The 15,908-nt window shown below is 45.8% G+C and carries 19 protein-coding genes; 11 read left to right on the top strand and 8 right to left on the bottom strand.

The annotated features are described in order from the left end of the window. Positions 1-35 precede the first annotated feature (35 nt). From SLH55_RS04915 to SLH55_RS04905, 3 genes are read left to right on the top strand one after another with little or no spacing between them, the layout of a single operon-like run. On the top strand, positions 36-1,166 hold the full coding sequence (locus SLH55_RS04915; RefSeq protein WP_320322837.1) for a DUF4350 domain-containing protein: 1,131 nt from the start codon (positions 36-38) through the stop codon (positions 1,164-1,166). Then, positions 1,163-2,092 carry an AAA family ATPase gene (locus SLH55_RS04910; protein ID WP_219167783.1) on the top strand — a complete coding sequence of 310 codons (930 nt, stop codon included), beginning with the start codon at positions 1,163-1,165 and terminating at the stop codon, positions 2,090-2,092. The genes SLH55_RS04915 and SLH55_RS04910 overlap by 4 nt, the downstream gene beginning before the upstream one ends. Then, positions 2,043-3,401 carry a DUF58 domain-containing protein gene (locus SLH55_RS04905; protein WP_320322836.1) on the top strand — a complete coding sequence of 453 codons (1,359 nt, stop codon included), beginning with the start codon at positions 2,043-2,045 and terminating at the stop codon, positions 3,399-3,401. Before SLH55_RS04910 ends, SLH55_RS04905 begins: the two co-directional genes overlap by 50 nt. Here the strand turns inward: SLH55_RS04905 and SLH55_RS04900 are convergent. After that, positions 3,393-4,355 (bottom strand): stage II sporulation protein M, encoded by a 963-nt coding sequence (locus SLH55_RS04900; RefSeq protein ID WP_320322835.1) that lies wholly within the window; start codon positions 4,353-4,355, stop codon positions 3,393-3,395. The two genes, SLH55_RS04905 and SLH55_RS04900, sit on opposite strands and share 9 nt — an antisense overlap. 100 nt (positions 4,356-4,455) lie before the next feature. Between SLH55_RS04900 and SLH55_RS04895 the strand changes: the two genes are divergently transcribed. After that, entirely contained in the window at positions 4,456-5,265 is an 810-nt protein-coding gene (locus tag SLH55_RS04895; protein ID WP_320322834.1) for an RDD family protein, read from the top strand. Positions 5,266-5,542: 277 nt separating this feature from the next. Beyond that, positions 5,543-7,504 carry a phospholipase D-like domain-containing protein gene (locus SLH55_RS04890; RefSeq protein WP_320322833.1) on the top strand — a complete coding sequence of 654 codons (1,962 nt, stop codon included), beginning with the start codon at positions 5,543-5,545 and terminating at the stop codon, positions 7,502-7,504. A gap of 49 nt (positions 7,505-7,553) precedes the next feature. On the opposite strand, the gene SLH55_RS04885 is transcribed toward SLH55_RS04890, so the two are convergent. Next, on the bottom strand, positions 7,554-7,841 hold the full coding sequence (locus SLH55_RS04885) for a hypothetical protein (RefSeq protein ID WP_320322832.1): 288 nt from the start codon (positions 7,839-7,841) through the stop codon (positions 7,554-7,556). 255 nt (positions 7,842-8,096) lie between these two features. Then, complete coding sequence (locus tag SLH55_RS04880; RefSeq protein WP_219167776.1) at positions 8,097-8,897, bottom strand: VLRF1 family aeRF1-type release factor; 801 nt, start codon at positions 8,895-8,897, stop codon at positions 8,097-8,099. Positions 8,898-9,030: 133 nt separating this feature from the next. Between SLH55_RS04880 and SLH55_RS04875 the strand changes: the two genes are divergently transcribed. After that, positions 9,031-9,447, top strand: coding sequence for a GNAT family N-acetyltransferase (locus SLH55_RS04875; protein ID WP_320322831.1), 417 nt, complete (start codon positions 9,031-9,033; stop codon positions 9,445-9,447). Between the two features lie 34 nt (positions 9,448-9,481). Here the strand turns inward: SLH55_RS04875 and SLH55_RS04870 are convergent, their stop codons facing one another. Further along, positions 9,482-9,904 (bottom strand): RDD family protein, encoded by a 423-nt coding sequence (locus SLH55_RS04870; RefSeq protein WP_219167773.1) that lies wholly within the window; start codon positions 9,902-9,904, stop codon positions 9,482-9,484. Between the two features lie 159 nt (positions 9,905-10,063). Between SLH55_RS04870 and SLH55_RS04865 the strand changes: the two genes are divergently transcribed. Beyond that, a complete protein-coding gene (locus SLH55_RS04865) occupies positions 10,064-10,297 on the top strand; it encodes a hypothetical protein (protein WP_320322830.1) in 234 nt (77 codons plus the stop codon). Then, positions 10,291-10,413 (top strand): hypothetical protein, encoded by a 123-nt coding sequence (locus tag SLH55_RS04860; protein ID WP_257474994.1) that lies wholly within the window; start codon positions 10,291-10,293, stop codon positions 10,411-10,413. Before SLH55_RS04865 ends, SLH55_RS04860 begins: the two co-directional genes overlap by 7 nt. 87 nt (positions 10,414-10,500) lie before the next feature. Here the strand turns inward: SLH55_RS04860 and aldA are convergent, their stop codons facing one another. Both aldA and SLH55_RS04850 read right to left on the bottom strand, forming a co-directional pair. Beyond that, on the bottom strand, positions 10,501-11,949 hold the full coding sequence (aldA, locus tag SLH55_RS04855; protein WP_320322829.1) for an aldehyde dehydrogenase: 1,449 nt from the start codon (positions 11,947-11,949) through the stop codon (positions 10,501-10,503). A gap of 176 nt (positions 11,950-12,125) precedes the next feature. Beyond that, the gene (locus tag SLH55_RS04850) at positions 12,126-13,148 is read right to left on the bottom strand and encodes an NADP-dependent oxidoreductase (RefSeq protein ID WP_219167767.1); all 1,023 of its coding nucleotides are present in this window, start codon (positions 13,146-13,148) and stop codon (positions 12,126-12,128) included. A gap of 110 nt (positions 13,149-13,258) precedes the next feature. Between SLH55_RS04850 and SLH55_RS04845 the strand changes: the two genes are divergently transcribed. After that, positions 13,259-14,170, top strand: a complete 912-nt coding sequence (locus tag SLH55_RS04845) for a phosphotransferase (protein WP_320322828.1) — start codon at positions 13,259-13,261, stop codon at positions 14,168-14,170. A gap of 41 nt (positions 14,171-14,211) precedes the next feature. On the opposite strand, the gene SLH55_RS04840 is transcribed toward SLH55_RS04845, so the two are convergent. After that, positions 14,212-14,715, bottom strand: a complete 504-nt coding sequence (locus SLH55_RS04840; protein WP_219167764.1) for a peroxiredoxin family protein — start codon at positions 14,713-14,715, stop codon at positions 14,212-14,214. A 172-nt stretch (positions 14,716-14,887) separates the two neighbouring features. On the opposite strand from SLH55_RS04840, the gene SLH55_RS04835 reads away from it, so the two are divergent. Next, positions 14,888-15,205 carry a phospholipase gene (locus tag SLH55_RS04835; protein ID WP_219167762.1) on the top strand — a complete coding sequence of 106 codons (318 nt, stop codon included), beginning with the start codon at positions 14,888-14,890 and terminating at the stop codon, positions 15,203-15,205. Positions 15,206-15,237: 32 nt separating this feature from the next. Here SLH55_RS04835 and SLH55_RS04830 read toward each other — a convergent pair whose 3' ends face one another. Beyond that, positions 15,238-15,681, bottom strand: a complete 444-nt coding sequence (locus SLH55_RS04830) for a GNAT family N-acetyltransferase (RefSeq protein WP_219167761.1) — start codon at positions 15,679-15,681, stop codon at positions 15,238-15,240. Positions 15,682-15,728: 47 nt separating this feature from the next. Between SLH55_RS04830 and SLH55_RS04825 the strand changes: the two genes are divergently transcribed. Then, positions 15,729-15,875, top strand: coding sequence for a hypothetical protein (locus SLH55_RS04825; RefSeq protein WP_219167760.1), 147 nt, complete (start codon positions 15,729-15,731; stop codon positions 15,873-15,875). Positions 15,876-15,908: the final 33 nt, after the last annotated feature.

Genomic DNA, 15,908 nt, shown 5'->3' with positions numbered 1-15,908 from the left:
CGAGCAGTTTAAGAGAAAGGAGGTAGGAATGAGCATTGAAGTCAACGGTTAAAGCTTGGATGTGGCTCCTGGGGATTCTTGGCTTATTCATCGGGATCGGGGTCATTGTTTCTCCCGAGAAGCTGAAGGAGTATCCGGCATATGTATCGGAATCCCCTTCCCCTACGGGATTGAAAGCACTGTATACGTACTTGGATGATGAAGGAGAATCGGTTCGGCGCTGGACGCTTTCGCCGGATCGTCTAAACAAAAAAGGAACCGGACAGCTGTTAATCATGGCAGGGCCGTTCACCATTCCGGATCAACAGGAGATGGATGAGTACGAGGATTTCATGAGGAGCGGAAATACCATCCTTCTACTAATGGACAATCCGAAAGGGATGTTCGGTACGAAGGCCGTCCCCGGCGGTGAGGGGATAGGAAGTTCCGTCATCCGTGATGGAGATGGTCATACATATCAAGCCGAAATGTTATCGGACGTCCGTTTGGAAGAGGCTGACGGTGATACGGTCTTACTGGACGATGTGTCAGGAACGATTGCATACAAGTCTGAGGTGGGGGAAGGTCAATTGATTGTCTCCACCACTCCGGCGTGGATGACGAATGGGAATATTCTTAAGAAGGATCACCTGTCCATGATTCTCCTCCTGTTAAAAAACGGGGAAGCGAGTGATGGCCCCATCCTGATCGATGAATATCTCCACGGCGGAGAAAGCGGGGCAACCCTTACGACCCTCTATCCTGCGTGGCTATTGCTTCTCCTCCTTCAATTGGCGATCTTTATCCTTCTGACGCTGTGGATGCAGGGGAAAAGGTTTGGAAGCATCCTTGTGCCCCGGGAAGAGATGGTCCGTTTCAGTGATGAACGAATCAAAGCCCTTTCAGCCTGGTATTTGAAAGGGAAACAGTACAAGGCATCTCTTCTAATTCAGTCGGATTATATAAGGCTTCTGTTCCAGGAACGCTGGGGGATCCCAACGAGTAAAGAATGGTCAGAATTGAAAGGCCCATTGGAAAGAAGATTACCCGCTGTTTCAGGCAAGGAAATCGATGCTTTCTTAACAGGAATGAAAGGTCTGTTAAATAGAGAACGAATCAGTAAGCAGGAATATGTATTATGGTCGAAAAAGATTGAGATATTCAGGAAAGAGGTGGAGGATCGTTGAAACCAGAAATCACATCCTTAATGGAGAAATTTGAAGAGCGCATCATCGGGCAGGGGACGAATCTTAAACTCCTCTTGTCTTCCATTCTGGCAGGAGGGCATGTATTGATTGAAGGAGTGCCCGGGACCGGGAAGACCCAGATGGTGAAGACCCTGTCCCATTTACTCGGGGGAAGCTTTAACCGAATTCAGTTCACCCCGGACCTATTGCCGAGTGATATAACAGGCAGTACCATCTATAACATGAAGGATAACAGCTTCCAAACGATCAAAGGACCGATCTTCACCAATGTCCTTTTAGCCGATGAAATCAATCGGACACCGGCGAAGACTCAGGCTGCATTACTGGAAGCCATGGAAGAAAAGCAAGTGACGATCCAGGGGGCGACGTATTCCCTAGAAGAGGTATTCTTTGTCGTGGCAACACAGAATCCGATTGAATTCGAAGGGACGTATCCACTTCCGGAAGCCCAGCAGGACCGATTCCTGTTCAAGCTCACTATTGACTTCCCTTCATTTGAAGAAGAGAAATCTGTCTTGAAACAAGTGATTGAGAACCATGTTGACAGGAGTGAAGTGGAGGCTGTACTCGATATTGACACCTTCTTATCCATCAGAAAAGAAATAGAGGAAGTCACCCTGAGTGATGCAGTGTTGGATTACATCATGCAGATTGTAAGGAAGACCAGGGAGACGGAATCCATCCGTTTCGGAGCGAGCACAAGAGCGGCGATTTCCATTGGGAAAGCAGGAAGGGCGTGGGCCTATCTGTCAGGACGGGACTACGTCACACCGGATGATATCAAGATGGTGGCAAGACCGGCTCTTAGACATCGGGTACAGCTATCGCCGCACGTAGAATTGGAGGGACTGACCATTGACCAAGTCATCCAGGAGCTTATTGGGTCGATTACTGTTCCAAGATAAAGGGATCCTTCCTACGTCAAGGCTTTTGCTGGTGTATGCGGGCTTTTCAGCTCTCCTGTTAGTGGGGACGTTGATCGGATTGACATGGACATGGATCTTCGTATCGAATGCTTTGTTTATTGGATTGAGTCTATTTGATCTACTAACCTCTCCCTCAAAAAAGGAAATCGAGGTGAAGCGGAGCATCCCTGACCAAATGGAGAGGGGTCTTACTTACAAGGTTGGCCTTGAAATAACGAACAACTCTCCCCGTGATATGACGTTTCGCCTTCTGGACGGGACACCTCAAAGTTTTCAAACGTCCTTACCCCTGAAAGGCCCTCTTCACGGCCATTCAGTCGGGACCGGGTCCTATGAAGTGATAACACCCGTCAGAGGAGACTACGTATTGAACAGACTATACTTCCGTTACAGAAGTCCCCTCGGCTTATGGGAGAAACAAAAAACGGTGGAAAGTCATGACCAGGTGAAAGTCATTCCGGATCTCACCGAAACGAGAAAGGTCCTGGAAGACGCCCAGCGGTTTTTATTGTACGAAGGAGTTAAGATCAGGAAGCAGCAGAGTGGTGCAGGGGAGTTCTCGAAGATCAGGAATTATGTCGTCGGGGATGACCCGAGAAAGATCAACTGGCGTCAAACGGCGAAGCTAAGAGAAGTGATGACGAACGAATACGAGCCTGAACATGGAAAGTATATTACGATTCTCATTGATTGTGGAAGAATGATGGGGGCAGAACTAAAGAAAGGGAACCGGTTGGAAAAATCCCTTGAAGCTGCCATGACCGTTGCAGCCGCTGCACTTCAGAACGGGGATTATGTGTCGGTTCTTGCCTATAGTAAGACGGTGAAGGTTTATATTCCCCCTGCCAAAGGGATGGCACATCTGCAGACGATTCTCAACCGCATTTACAATCTTGAGGTGGACGCCGCAGAATCCAATTATGCTGCAGTCCTGCATTATGTTCAGACCGTACAGAAGAAGCGGAGCCTGCTGCTATTATTCAGTGACATCCATACATTCCTCCATGAAGATAACGCTCTATATTATCTTCAGAGGTTAAGAAGGCAGCATCTCTTTTTAATGATTGGGATAGAAGATGAGATGTTGATGAAGCAAATCAAAGCGGAGCCTGTTGACGACATCAAGTCAATGATGAAAAGCATGGCCCAGAAACAGATGCTTGTCAAGAAGAGGGAGAAGGCAAAGTGGGAGAAACAGGGCCTCCTGATGGTGGAGGCCCGTGAAGAGAAACTGGCAAGTACCGCCGTTTCGCATTATATCGATATGATGAACCGCGGGTTAGTGTAGGACTACCTTGTTCAGGCGAAGTTTACCGACGATCATGTACAGGAGCAGGCCGATGACCGTCAACAGGGCAACCATATATTTTGCACCAAGTGGAATCGCGGCCGGTGTGATGAAGCCTTCAATGATTCCTGCGATCACGAACAGCGGAATCGTGCCCAGGAGAAGCTGGACGGAGCGTTTCGCCTGTTCCTTTAATTGATATCCACGGGTGAAACGTCCTGGAACAAAGAGCTTATAGCCCATCAGCAGTCCCGCTCCGCCGGCGATGAAGATGGCCGTAAGCTCGATCATCCCATGGGGCACGATGTACGCCCAGAATTCGTAACTCATACCCTGATGCCAGAAGACGGCTGCAAGGGCACCGACAATGATTCCGTTATACACCAGCATATAGACCGTTAATAAACCAAATGTGACACCGCCTGCAAAAGCCAGGAACGCCACTTGAATATTATTGGTCATGATGCCCGCGGACATGATGGAAGAATCGACCTGACCGTCACTTTTCCCCAGGTTACCCGGATCCACTCCCTGTGACATTTCTGGCGGCAGGATGGAATAAAGGTGAAGGGGATCATTCATCACGGAAAGAAAGGCACCAATGGCACCAACCGTAAATAGCATCATGGCGATGATAATGAACTTCCACTGCCCGAGAAGCAGTCCGATAAACGTGGTGGAGAAAAAATGCCTGACTTGTTTTCCACTGGAGATTTGATCCTTGTATAATAGATTATGAGATTTCGACACAAGTCCGTTCAAATAATCGGTCACTTCTTCATTGGGAAAATACGTCTGGCTGTAAGACAGGTTTTGAGCAGCCTTTTGATAGAGGCGGTTGAACTGATCGATGGAGCTTCCCGTCATGTTCTTCTTTTTGCGAAGGGTTCCGAGGAGATCTTCAAGTGCCTTCCAATCGTCCCGATGCTGTTTGACAAATTGCTTCACATTCATTGTGACACCTACTTGTTTATTTTTCTTATCTCTTATTATAGTAAGTTTAGAAAAAAATAGAAACTGTTAAAGGTAAATTCAACCAAAAGGAGGGCTATCGATGCAAGAAGGACAAGTGGATATCAAGACCCCCGAATATGTTTCCCTGCAGTTCCAGCCAGCTGGTTTAGGAAGCCGGGCAGCTGCTCTGATGATGGATCAAATTATCTTAAGCATCCTCAATATTCTCATTGTAGTAATCCTATTTTTCGCTACCACGGGTAACAACAGCCCATTTGGCTTCTATTTGTTCGAACTCAACTCAACTCTGTGGGGAGTCGCCATCGTTGCCCTGTTTGTCCTGAACTGGGGATACTTCTTCGCCCTGGAATATTTCTGGGGTGGAAAGACGCTTGGTAAACGACTGCTCGGGATTCGTGTGATGCAGGAGAACGGTCACAGTGTGACACTCCTCTCCTGCTTCATCCGCAATCTATTAAGAATCATCGATATGCTGCCGGCCTCGTATTTCCTTGGAATGATCATGATCTTCCTTCATTCAAAGCATAAGCGCGTGGGGGATATCGTAGCGGGAACCATCGTCGTTCATGAGAGGCGTGTGAAAGGTAAACGAAAAGAAATAGCTATTGAAAAGGAAATGCGTAACCGGGGTCTTCGAAAAGAAGATCTGTCAGTGGAAGCGTGGGCGCTTAAACAGCTTGGTACAAAAGAATGGAGTCTGGTAAAAACATATGCCAACAGGTTTTCGCAGCTGCCAAGGTCGGAGCGGAATCAGCTGAGCAAAAAACTGGCGGATATTCTTTTCCCGAAACTTGGGCTCAACATGGAAGGCAAAACGTATAATGAGTTGGAAGATACGCTTCTTCTTCTGTATTTGGAGATGAGGGATGAGTGGGAATATGAATTGTAAAGGCAAAGTCTGAAAAGGACTTTGCTTTTTTGGTTCTTTATACCTAAAAGAAGTTCATTCCAATAAAATTAGGTGTTTCTTTCGGGGAAGTGTGAAAAAAGTAGTAAATATAGTAAGAATCATAGGGATATAGTGTTAGCTGTTTACATGTAATTTATAAAATTTACAAAATTATAAGAAAAGTCATGTCCATTCTCCCCTTACATTACAAAATGCGACAAAATATACTTGTACTGTAATCATTCTTATATATTCGTATTATGAAAGGGGAAAGGGTATGAGGACAAAAAAGGTATCATTATCGATTATCAGTATGCTGTTTTTACTGACTGGAGGATTGGTTCAACCTCAGGGTGAGTGGAACAAACGTGCGGAAGCTGCGACTCAGTCCGCTGTCATCAACGAAGTGGCCTGGATGGGTACAACGGGCTCCTATAACAATGAATGGATCGAATTACATAATCCTGCCTCAGCCGATCTGTCTTTGGATGGATGGGTGCTTGAAGCACAGGATGGATCACCGAGCATTGCCTTAAGTGGAACGGTCCCGGCACAGGATTATTTTTTACTTGAAAGAACAAGCGACAGCACGATTTCGAACGTAGCAGCCGATCAGATTTATACAGGAAGCCTTGGGAATTCCAATGAAGTTCTGTATTTAAAAGACGCATCAGGCGCTGTGATCGATGAAGTGAACAGCTGGTATGCAGGGGATAATACGACGAAAGCTACAATGGCACGAATCGATTCCTCTTTCAGCGGAACCGTTTCTACGAATTGGAGTACCGCAACGACGTCATATGAAGGTGGATTTGGAACACCCAAAGCTGCTAATAATACGGCTGCGTCCGGTAGTGGCAGTGAATCCCTCACGAACGTGAGTGAGGAACTTGGCGCGATCAACGTCTATTTCAATAAGAGTGCTTCGACTCAATATGCGATGCCTGGTAATGAAGCGAATTACAATGTCAATCTTGAGGATCGCTTGCTGAAGCGTTTAAACGCGGCCACGACATCCATTGATTTGGCCACTTATGAAATCAATTTACCACGAGTGATCGATGCGTTGATGAATAAAGCAGCACAAGGGGTAGACGTGCGTATTCTTGCCGATGCAAAGGACGCAACGGACCCTCATTATACTGAACGTTATGAAACGATGCGCTTATATTTGGAAAAGCTTGTCCGCGGTCAGGATGGCGTAGTCGGAACAGGTGATGATGCCCATATCTTATCGGATTCGCCTATGTTTGTCGTAGAAGATCCAACGAAACGGGCGGCATACGATCTGCCGGCAAGTTTCACAGACTTTCCACAACGAAATGTAACAGTCGGAAGCACAGCTACAACCGGCTATATGTTTGTGGAAGGGGAATACAAAGACACGGACAGCTACTATTCTCCCGGCAATCAAATGCATAACAAATTTGCCGTGATCGATGGGGAATGGGTCTTTACGGGCAGCTGGAACTATACAGTGACAGGACTTTATGGCTCAGAAGAAAACATGAATCAGGGAATCCTGGACGGAAACCAACAGCATGTTGTAGAAGTCCACTCTCCGGAACTTGCTGGAATATACAAAACGGAATTCGAAGAAATGTGGGGGAGCGGGACAACAACCCCTGATAATACCGTTTCAAATTTCAGCACCCGTAAAATCGATAACACACCTCATTCTCTTACAATCGGTGAGGATACGGTAGAAATTTATTTCTCTTCTGGTGATGACGCTGTCGGACGCATGACGGAACTTGTAAAAACAGAAGCGGACGAGAATGCATACTTCACCATCTTCGCCTGGAGTGATCAGGCATTAGTGGATGAATTGAAGAACAAATGGGAAGGAAGCTATGTGGATAATCAGGGGACGCTGACAGGCTTTGATGTAAAGGGCTTATTCGACCCAAGCTTCTGGAATCAATGGTGGTCGGCAAGTATAGAAATGACAGGAAGAACAGCTTCGCAAACGAGTACGAATAACCCTAACACACGCTGGGCAAATCCGGCACCAGTGTACGCAGCGAACGAAAGCCGCAAGCTGCATGCCAAAACGATGCTGATCGATGCAGACACAAACAGCGATCCAACGGTAGTGGTCGGGTCCACCAACTGGAGTGAAAACGGCAATAACGTAAATGATGAAAACATGCTTATCATCCATGATGATGCCATCACGAATCAATTCCTTCAGGAGTTTAACGCAAGGTACGTGAATGCCGGCGGAGTTGTGCAGTAATAAATTTGAAAAAGGATGATTCTCATTTCGAGAATCATCCTTTTTCAATTCACTCCATCCCGGGAGCCTTCTGTATTTCAAAAATAAGGACAATTGCAGTGATTGCATGGGCAATCAATCGAATGACCGGGAAGAAATTCAGGAAGGAAGCAAGAATTCCAAGGATACTACTGAGGATCGGCTGATCTTCCGACCTTGAAATATACAGAACGCTTGCATGCCACAGAGCTATTAAACAGAGGAGAAAAGGAATGGATTCTCCGGCGATATTCCCAAAGATGGGTACAGCAAGAAATAATTCAATCGAAAACGATAACCATTTTATACGTGAAAGCACGGACACACACCTCCTTATGTCAGTGTATGAAGGAAAGGGGGGCGTGTGCCTGTTTAGAGGAAATTGTTTTAGAGATATTATTGATATGCGTGAATTCTGCAGATTAGAAGATATATCGGGGATTTGGTAGATAAAATTAGAAACGGCAGATAAAATGAACGTGGGGCAGATAAACCAGGAAAAGCGGCATGAAAAACTTCAAAACGACAGATATATAAAATCCACCGTCCTGACGAAAGACGGTGGACCCTATGATTATGCCAACAGTTTCTCCACTACTTTATGCTCATTCTCATTCAATAAATTCTTCCCGATGGTTTCATGAACTTCTTTATTCATGCTTTCTTCCAAGACAGCGGCTTCTTCCTTATCCCCTACGAGGACGATCCGTTCCCATTTTTCATCCGCGGCCTTTTTGTCGAGGAGGCTGCCGAGACTCTTCCACCAGCGCTGTTGGTTGGCCTTCAGGCGGTTTTCGAACTCTTCCTGCTGATTGGCTTTCCCGCCGCCGCTTCCCATGCTGACATCCGCATGATGGGGTCCTTCATGTTTCCGCCAGTCATCGGTTTCCAAATCGAATTCCATGAACTCACTGGTTTGGATTTCACCGAACGTGGAGGTGACTATCTTGATTTGATTTTGCTGAAGTAGGACAAGGCCCGTTAAAGGATATTTCTTATGAAGGGATTTCAGCTGATCGAGATGAGGATTCTCCTCCCAGTAGAAGTTCGTTTCGACCGGGACTTGAAGCTCGAATGTCTCCCAGATTCCACTGTCCGCTGAAGCGAAGATGATAAAGCTTCGTGGCAGTTCGCGCTCCAGGCTGTGCACGTAGTTTTCCACTTTCGGTCGGATCGCTTGAAGACGTTCTTGTTCTTCAGGCGCACTTTCGAGATATTCTTCGAGCCGGTTAAAACCGTTCTTAAGGGCAATCTTCCACTCGCCACCCTGCTGATCAGGATCGCTCCGGTCCGTGTTTAAGTAGACCGTCAGTAATTTATCGGGTTTCTGTAAGTACAAGTTTTCCAACACATTGAGCGTTTTGCTTAAAGACATGGAACTCCTCCTTATGAATTTCTTACTTTTCATATAAACGGTTGAGGAAGTGTTTAAACATCATTTTGGCAAAAAAGGGAATTGACTGGGGGTGGATATTCAGGAAAAATAGAGTGATAGAGGAGGAATGAAGATGGAAATCAAGAAGCAGTGGGTTCAAGAAGACAGTGATTACATACGGCAAAAATTGATTGAGTACAATATGTCCCAAATCGATGAAGAAACGAAAACACCCCTTGAAAAGGTCAGTTTTGTCATGCGTAATGATGAGGGGGAAATCGTTGGTGGTGTGACCGGTCAAATGTTCTGGCACCATCTCCATGTGGATTTTCTTTGGGTATCAGAGGATTACAGACAAGGTGGATATGGGGCGAAATTACTTCACGAGGCAGAAGAGTATGCGAGGGAAAAAGGGTGCCGTTTAGTGATGCTCGACACGTTCAGCTTCCAGGCGCCGACGTTTTATAAGAAGATGGGGTACAAGGAGTTTGGTGTGCTTAAGGATTTTCCGAAGGGGAAGAGTCAGCATTTTATGGAGAAACGATTGTAACAACCAGCCGAGGCTGGTTGTTTTTCATTTTCCATTACAGGGGCATTTCCTCAGGAGACGATTTTGTTACATACGTTCCAGCAATGAAGTCATGGATCGCACGCTTATCATCACGGAATATGACGAAGAATGCGCTTAGAAGGGCACCGAAACCGAAAGTGATCAGATAAAATATTGCGGCAACCACGTTTCGCATCAACATATTTCCTATATGTACGTTTCTACCATCTTTCTTCACGATTCGTATGCCCATTGTCTTTTTCCCTACATCGTACCCCTTCCAAAAGACGGGTGTCAGTAGAAAGTAGAGAAACATAAGTAATGAAACAATTGGATCATCGGGGTTGAATTCGTCCGTCACAATAGCGAAAAGGACAAGTAGTGGAAGGTTAATAAAGAACCCATTTGCTATTCCTGCGCCTAGCCGGATCCAAAACCCTGCCGGATGATTAATCATATCGCCGCCTCCCTTCGATAGTCTGTGATCATTGTAGCATAGAGAGGCTTCGGCAATGTTCTGTACGATCATTTTCTTCAAGAAATCAAATAAATCACGTTTTATGTTCTCTACATCGGGTAAATATGTACTAAATAACATTCGACGGGAGAGAATATGATGAGCTATATTAATCAGGGAAGAGAGCGAATCCAATTTGATCGCAAAGGAAAGGATAAGGATTTACATATACTGGAGTGTACTCGTTGTGAGAATGAATTCCGTTCCACGATGAATGTCAATCAAATTGAGTGTTCCAATTGCTCCACATCAGACAATCCGAAATTGGACCTTTCCCTCTTTAAAGTCATTGGATTTATTGAAAATCTTCAAGGGAGTGAAGTTCGTTGCTAAATAAAGACAAACTGGCTGACATGAAGATGGATTTTCAGGATATTCTATGGATGAGTTCCGGTGTTGCAATCATTCTATTCTTACTTGCTCTTGCAAACTTCTTCATCATTTCATAATCGATATTAAAGTCCCCTCATCCAGGGGGGCTTTTTTTGTTGTGGTAAATAAGAAAAGCCTGACCGTCCAGGGCCAGGCTTTCTGTTTTATCCTTTATAATTTTCATCATATTCGAGATAAACAACATGCGTTTCGAGATACTCATTCAATCCGTGTTTACCGTCGGCTCCGCCGATTCCAGATTGACCGCGACCGGCATGGAACCCGTTGATGGCTTCGAAGTTCTCCCTGTTGACGAAGGTTTCCCCGTAACGAAGTTCGTTTGCCGCTCTCATGATTTCGTGGAGATTCTCACTAAAGATCGATGAAGACAGGCCGTATTCCGTATCATTGGCAAGCTGGATCACTTCATCAAAATCCCTGTACGTCATGATAGGGAGGACCGGTCCGAAGATTTCTTCCTGGATGATGTCCATATCCTGCTTCACATCGACAAGGACGGTCGGTTCAAAGTAGAACCCCTTGTCTATGTTAACCGGTTTTCCTCCAGTCAGGATTTTTGCTCCGTTTTCAACGGCAGTATTGACCATTTCCGTCACGGTTTCTAGGCGGTCTTTATTGACGAGGGGTCCGATATCATTATCACGATTTGTTGGATCACCAACCGTTGTGTTTTTCATAGCGTCGGTCATCTTGTTGATGAATTCTTCCGCCACATCCTCATGGACATAGACCCGTTCCGCGTTCGTACATGCCTGACCGGAGTTTGTGATCCTGGACGTTTTGATTTTTTCGACGGCAAGGTCGATATTGGCATGCTTGGTGACGATGGCCGGGGCTTTACCTCCCAGCTCCAGGTTCACTTTCGTAATGGACTTGGATGCTGCCTCCATCACTTTTGAGCCTGCGGGATAGCTTCCCGTCATAGAAACCATGCGTACTTTAGGATGACTGGACATTGGATTTCCGATATCAGAGCCTTTTCCGGTCACCAGATTGAATACTCCTTTAGGCAGTTTCACTTCATCTATAATTTTGGCAAATTCACAGGCCGTGTTCGGAGTGTACTGGCTTGGTTTCAGAACGATCGTACAACCTGTCACGAGTGCGGGTGCCACTTTCCTGGCAAGGATGAACATCGGGAAGTTCCATGGAACGATTCCCGCAACGACTCCGATCGGCTTCTTATAAACGAGGATGTTCTCGTTCGAACGCTCACTCTCAAGGATCTCCCCTTCGTAGCGGAGCGCCCAGCCCGCCATGTAGCGGAAATATTCGATGGCAAGATCTACTTCTCCTTCAGAAGCTGCTAATGTCTTTCCGTTCTCCCTTGTCAGCATCTGAACGAATTGATCCCGGCGTTCCTCCAGCTTATCAGCGATTTTATATAAGTACGAAGCCCGTTCTTTCGAAGGAACCTTGCTCCATGAAAGGAAAGCCGTATGGGCAACATCCACTGCGTGATTGACATCGTCTTCCGTACCTAGTGGAATAGATGAAATCGTCTCCTCATTCGCCGGATTAATCACATCCCACGTCTCCTTCGACATACTATCAACAAACTCACCATTCACATACATCTGGTACTTCTCCACTATATTTCCTCCTCAATAAACTGTTTTCTCACATATCAAACTCTTTTCCCGTCCAATGGGGTGGAGTAAACATAGGGATGTGCAAAAGAAGAGGGACGGACACCACTCTCACCTACCTGAATGTTGATATATCAGGGTTTTGGGTGTGAATATGGAGGTCCGTCCCTCAAAAAGGATTATTTGGTTGGGTCGGCGATTTTGACGAGTTGTTTGCCGATGTTTTTTCCTTGGAAGAGTCCGAGGAAGGCGTCGGTTACGTTGTCGAGGCCTTCTGTAATGGTTTCTTCGTATTGAAGTTTTCCTTGGGAAAGCCATTCGCCAAGCTGGGTTGCGCCTTCTTTGAAGCGGTCATTATAGTCGTTGACGACGAAGCCTTTCATGAGTGCGCTTGATTTGATCAATCTGGATTGAACACGCGGTCCAAGGTCGCGATCGGTTTTATTATAGGAGGAAATCGCTCCGCATACTGGTATTCGCGCATGCTTATTTAGTAAACTAAGGGCAGCGTCACCGATTTCACCACCGACGTTTTCAAAGTACACGTCGATGCCATCCGGACATGCTTCTTTTAAAGATGCGTAAATACTATCCGTTGTTTTATAGTTGATACCAACGTCAAATCCGAGAGTATTCGTCAGGTAGCTGACTTTTTCATCAGATCCTGCAATCCCGACGACACGGGCACCTTGGATCTTCGCGATCTGCCCGACGACGGATCCGACTGCACCTGCAGCACCGGACACGACCACGGTTTCACCTTCTTTCGGCTGACCGATGTCCATAAGACCAAAATACGCAGTTAGTCCTGTCATTCCAAGGATACTTAAGTAAGTCGAAATCGGTGCGACATCCGGATCGATGGTGCGGATCTCTTTTTCATTCGCAATGGAGTACTCCTGCCAAGGAAGCATGCCGACCACGAAGTCCCCTTTTTGGAAGTGTGCAGATTCTGATTCCACGATCTCTCCTACCACTCCGCCGGCCAATGCCTCGTTTAATTTGAAAGGTTCAACATAGGATTTGGCATCAGACATTCTTCCGCGCATATATGGGTCCACGGAAAGGTAAATCGTCTTGACAAGCACTTCCCCATTGGACGGCTGTGGCACGTCAATTTCTTTATAAAGGAAATCCTCTTTCACAGGCATTCCTTCAGGACGGGAGACTAATTGAATTTGTTGCTGTTTTTCAGGTAGCATAATGATTCCTCCTTAGAATTTGACTACATTCATTTTTTCCGATTACTTGAAACTTATCACAAGAAGTTCAGGTTCTACAAAGAATAACACTTGAGAAAGGTGTGGTAATGATGGCAAATGTATGGGATGCAGAAGTAGCTGTCAGCACCGGTCAGGCCCGACAGCTGATTGAGTCTCAGTTCCCGGAATTGGTTCTCACGGACCTTGAGATCATTGATTATGGCTTTGATAATACGGTGATGAAAGTGAATGACAACTTGGTGTTCCGATTTCCCCGCCGGGAGATAGCGGTCAGGCTTTTGGAAACGGAAGGAAAACTATTGCCGATGCTTGCAGAAGCTGATCTGGGTCTGCAAATTCCTGTTCCGCTCTATTATGGCAAGCCTTCGTCTGAATACGAATGGCCGTTCATAGGGTACCGGTTTGTGAAAGGGACGATTCCTTCACTGGCCAGAGGAGTGATGAGAGACAGGGAATCTGCGATCAGGCTGGCACGTTTTCTTAAAATACTTCACGGGACGAATGTGAAAAAGGCGAAGGGAAATGGAGTACCTTATGATGAGTTGTCTCGCCTGAGTGTCGAGAAGCGAAAGGCTACCCTGGGGAAAAATACAAATGAAATTAAGAATCTCAACCTGTTTCATCAAGTGGAATTATTGGAGAATTACCTCCAAAATCTACCGAAGGAGACACTGCCGGAAGACATCACCCTCGTTCATGGTGATCTTCATTTTAAAAACATCGTTGTGGATCAGGATGGGATCCTGTCTGGGGTAATCGATTGGGGAGATGTTCATCTCGGTCACAGATCCATTGACTTAAACCTCATGTACAGCTTTCTCTATCCAGCAGCTCGTGAATTGTTTTTAGAGGAATACGGAAAGGTCGGGAAGACCGAGCTTGAATACGCACGATTCAAAGCCGTTTATACAAACGCCGTGTTGCTTCTTTACGGTTATCATGAAAAACAGCCCCATACGGTCACGGAAGCACAGAAATGCCTGGAGCTTGCGCTGACATGAAGAAAAGCCTGGTTGATGGGATTCACCGACCAGGCTTTTTCTTATTTCACGTTTTTTTGAATGTATTTGACGATTTTACGAAGCTCATTGGCATGGGGACGGCCGAACGGGCTTGTTTGTCTTTGCTGATACATGGCCTGTCCCTTTTCATTCACAAGGAAGTAGGCAGGTTCCCCATGCTGACCATGATCCTCATATGGGGCATCTTCTCCATGATAAAAAACATCATAAGCTTTGATGGCCTCTAAATTTTCATCGGCTAAAACCGGGAAAGTGAGATCTTCCTTATTCGCAAATTCCTGTAAATCTTCCATCTTATCGCTGGAGATCGTCAGCAGGTGGACGTTATGTTTTTCGAAGTATTCTTTATTTGCCTGCAGTTCCCTTAATTCTTCCTGACATACCGGGCACCATGATCCTCTGAAGAAGACGATGAGATGCCAGCTTTGATGATTTTTCTGGTGTTCTTCAAACGAGAATGTCTCGCCTGAAACTGCCGGGAGTGTAAAATTAGGTACCGTATCGTTTAATTGGAAAGTTGACATTATTCATTCCTCCTAGATTTTCTTTTACGCTTAGATAGGCATTAGGACAAACCTGACCAGATTGACATACATACAGTATAGTACTTGTATTTTCTTACATAGAGTGTATTTCCCTTTATGTTAGAAATAAAACGTATCAATGTTCAGAAGATGAGCGGAAAGGAAGAAGTCGATGAGAAAAAACAATGCGGGGCCTAAATTATGTATCTTCCCTGAATATAAATGGTGTGGACCGGGATGCAGCGGTCCGGGTGCGCCAATCAATTCGGTGGATGCAGCGTGTAAAGCCCACGACCTGTGCTATGAGCGGTACGGTCCGACCTGTGAGTGTGACCGGATGTTCATGAGGAAACTGGAGAGAGAGATCGATCACGGTTCACGGGAAGGAAGACATGCTTTTCTTTTTTATCAATACATGAAGCTTCAGACGAGCGTTAAGTGCAGGGAAGAGCGATGTGGAAGGACAAGATGCAGAGGGTCTTGGATATAAAATAAAAGAAGGTGCGTCGGGGGACGGACCTTCTATTTGAGGTTAAGAGTGTAATGGTACACGGAGTCATCCTTTTCATAGCCGTTTCTTTCATACAGTGCTTGTGCCTGCACGTTGTCCCAGTCTGTTTCCAGAATGAGTGATTTCGCATTCGTTTGTTCACCATGTTTTTTTGCTGCTTTCAGAAGCATCTGACCGGCACCCAGGTTCCGTGCATGAGAGGATACATAAAGGTCATTCAGCTTCCAAATCCGTTCCAAATATACGGAGGAGTAAGAAGGATAAAGTTGGGTGAACCCTACATAGACACCATTCAGAATGGCGACAAAGATGACGGACTCATCATGTGACAGACGGTCCTCGAGAAACTGCCTGGCCCCAGGCTTATCCGACATTTGATGGTAAAACATACGATAGTCATTAAACAGTTCCACAAGTCCTTCCAAATCTGAAAGGCGGGCGCGGGATATCTTCATACGAATCACTCCTTACATACACTATTGTATGAGCATGGGGGCAGAACATGCCGGTGATGTTCAATATAGAAGGGAAAATCGGGTCAGAGTTGAAAAAGAGGATGCTTGGATTGGAAAAACAGTTCAGGAGTGAAGGTTTCAAAGGGCAATTAAGCTATGAGGTCGGGGAAATAGAGATAATTGCGTCATTCTAGGTTGTGATTGCGTCATTCTGGAATTAATTGCGT

This window comes from Rossellomorea sp. YZS02 (assembly GCF_033963925.1).
Lineage (GTDB): Bacteria > Bacillota > Bacilli > Bacillales > Bacillaceae_B > Rossellomorea.
This window is presented reverse-complemented; position numbering and strand designations above follow the sequence as displayed.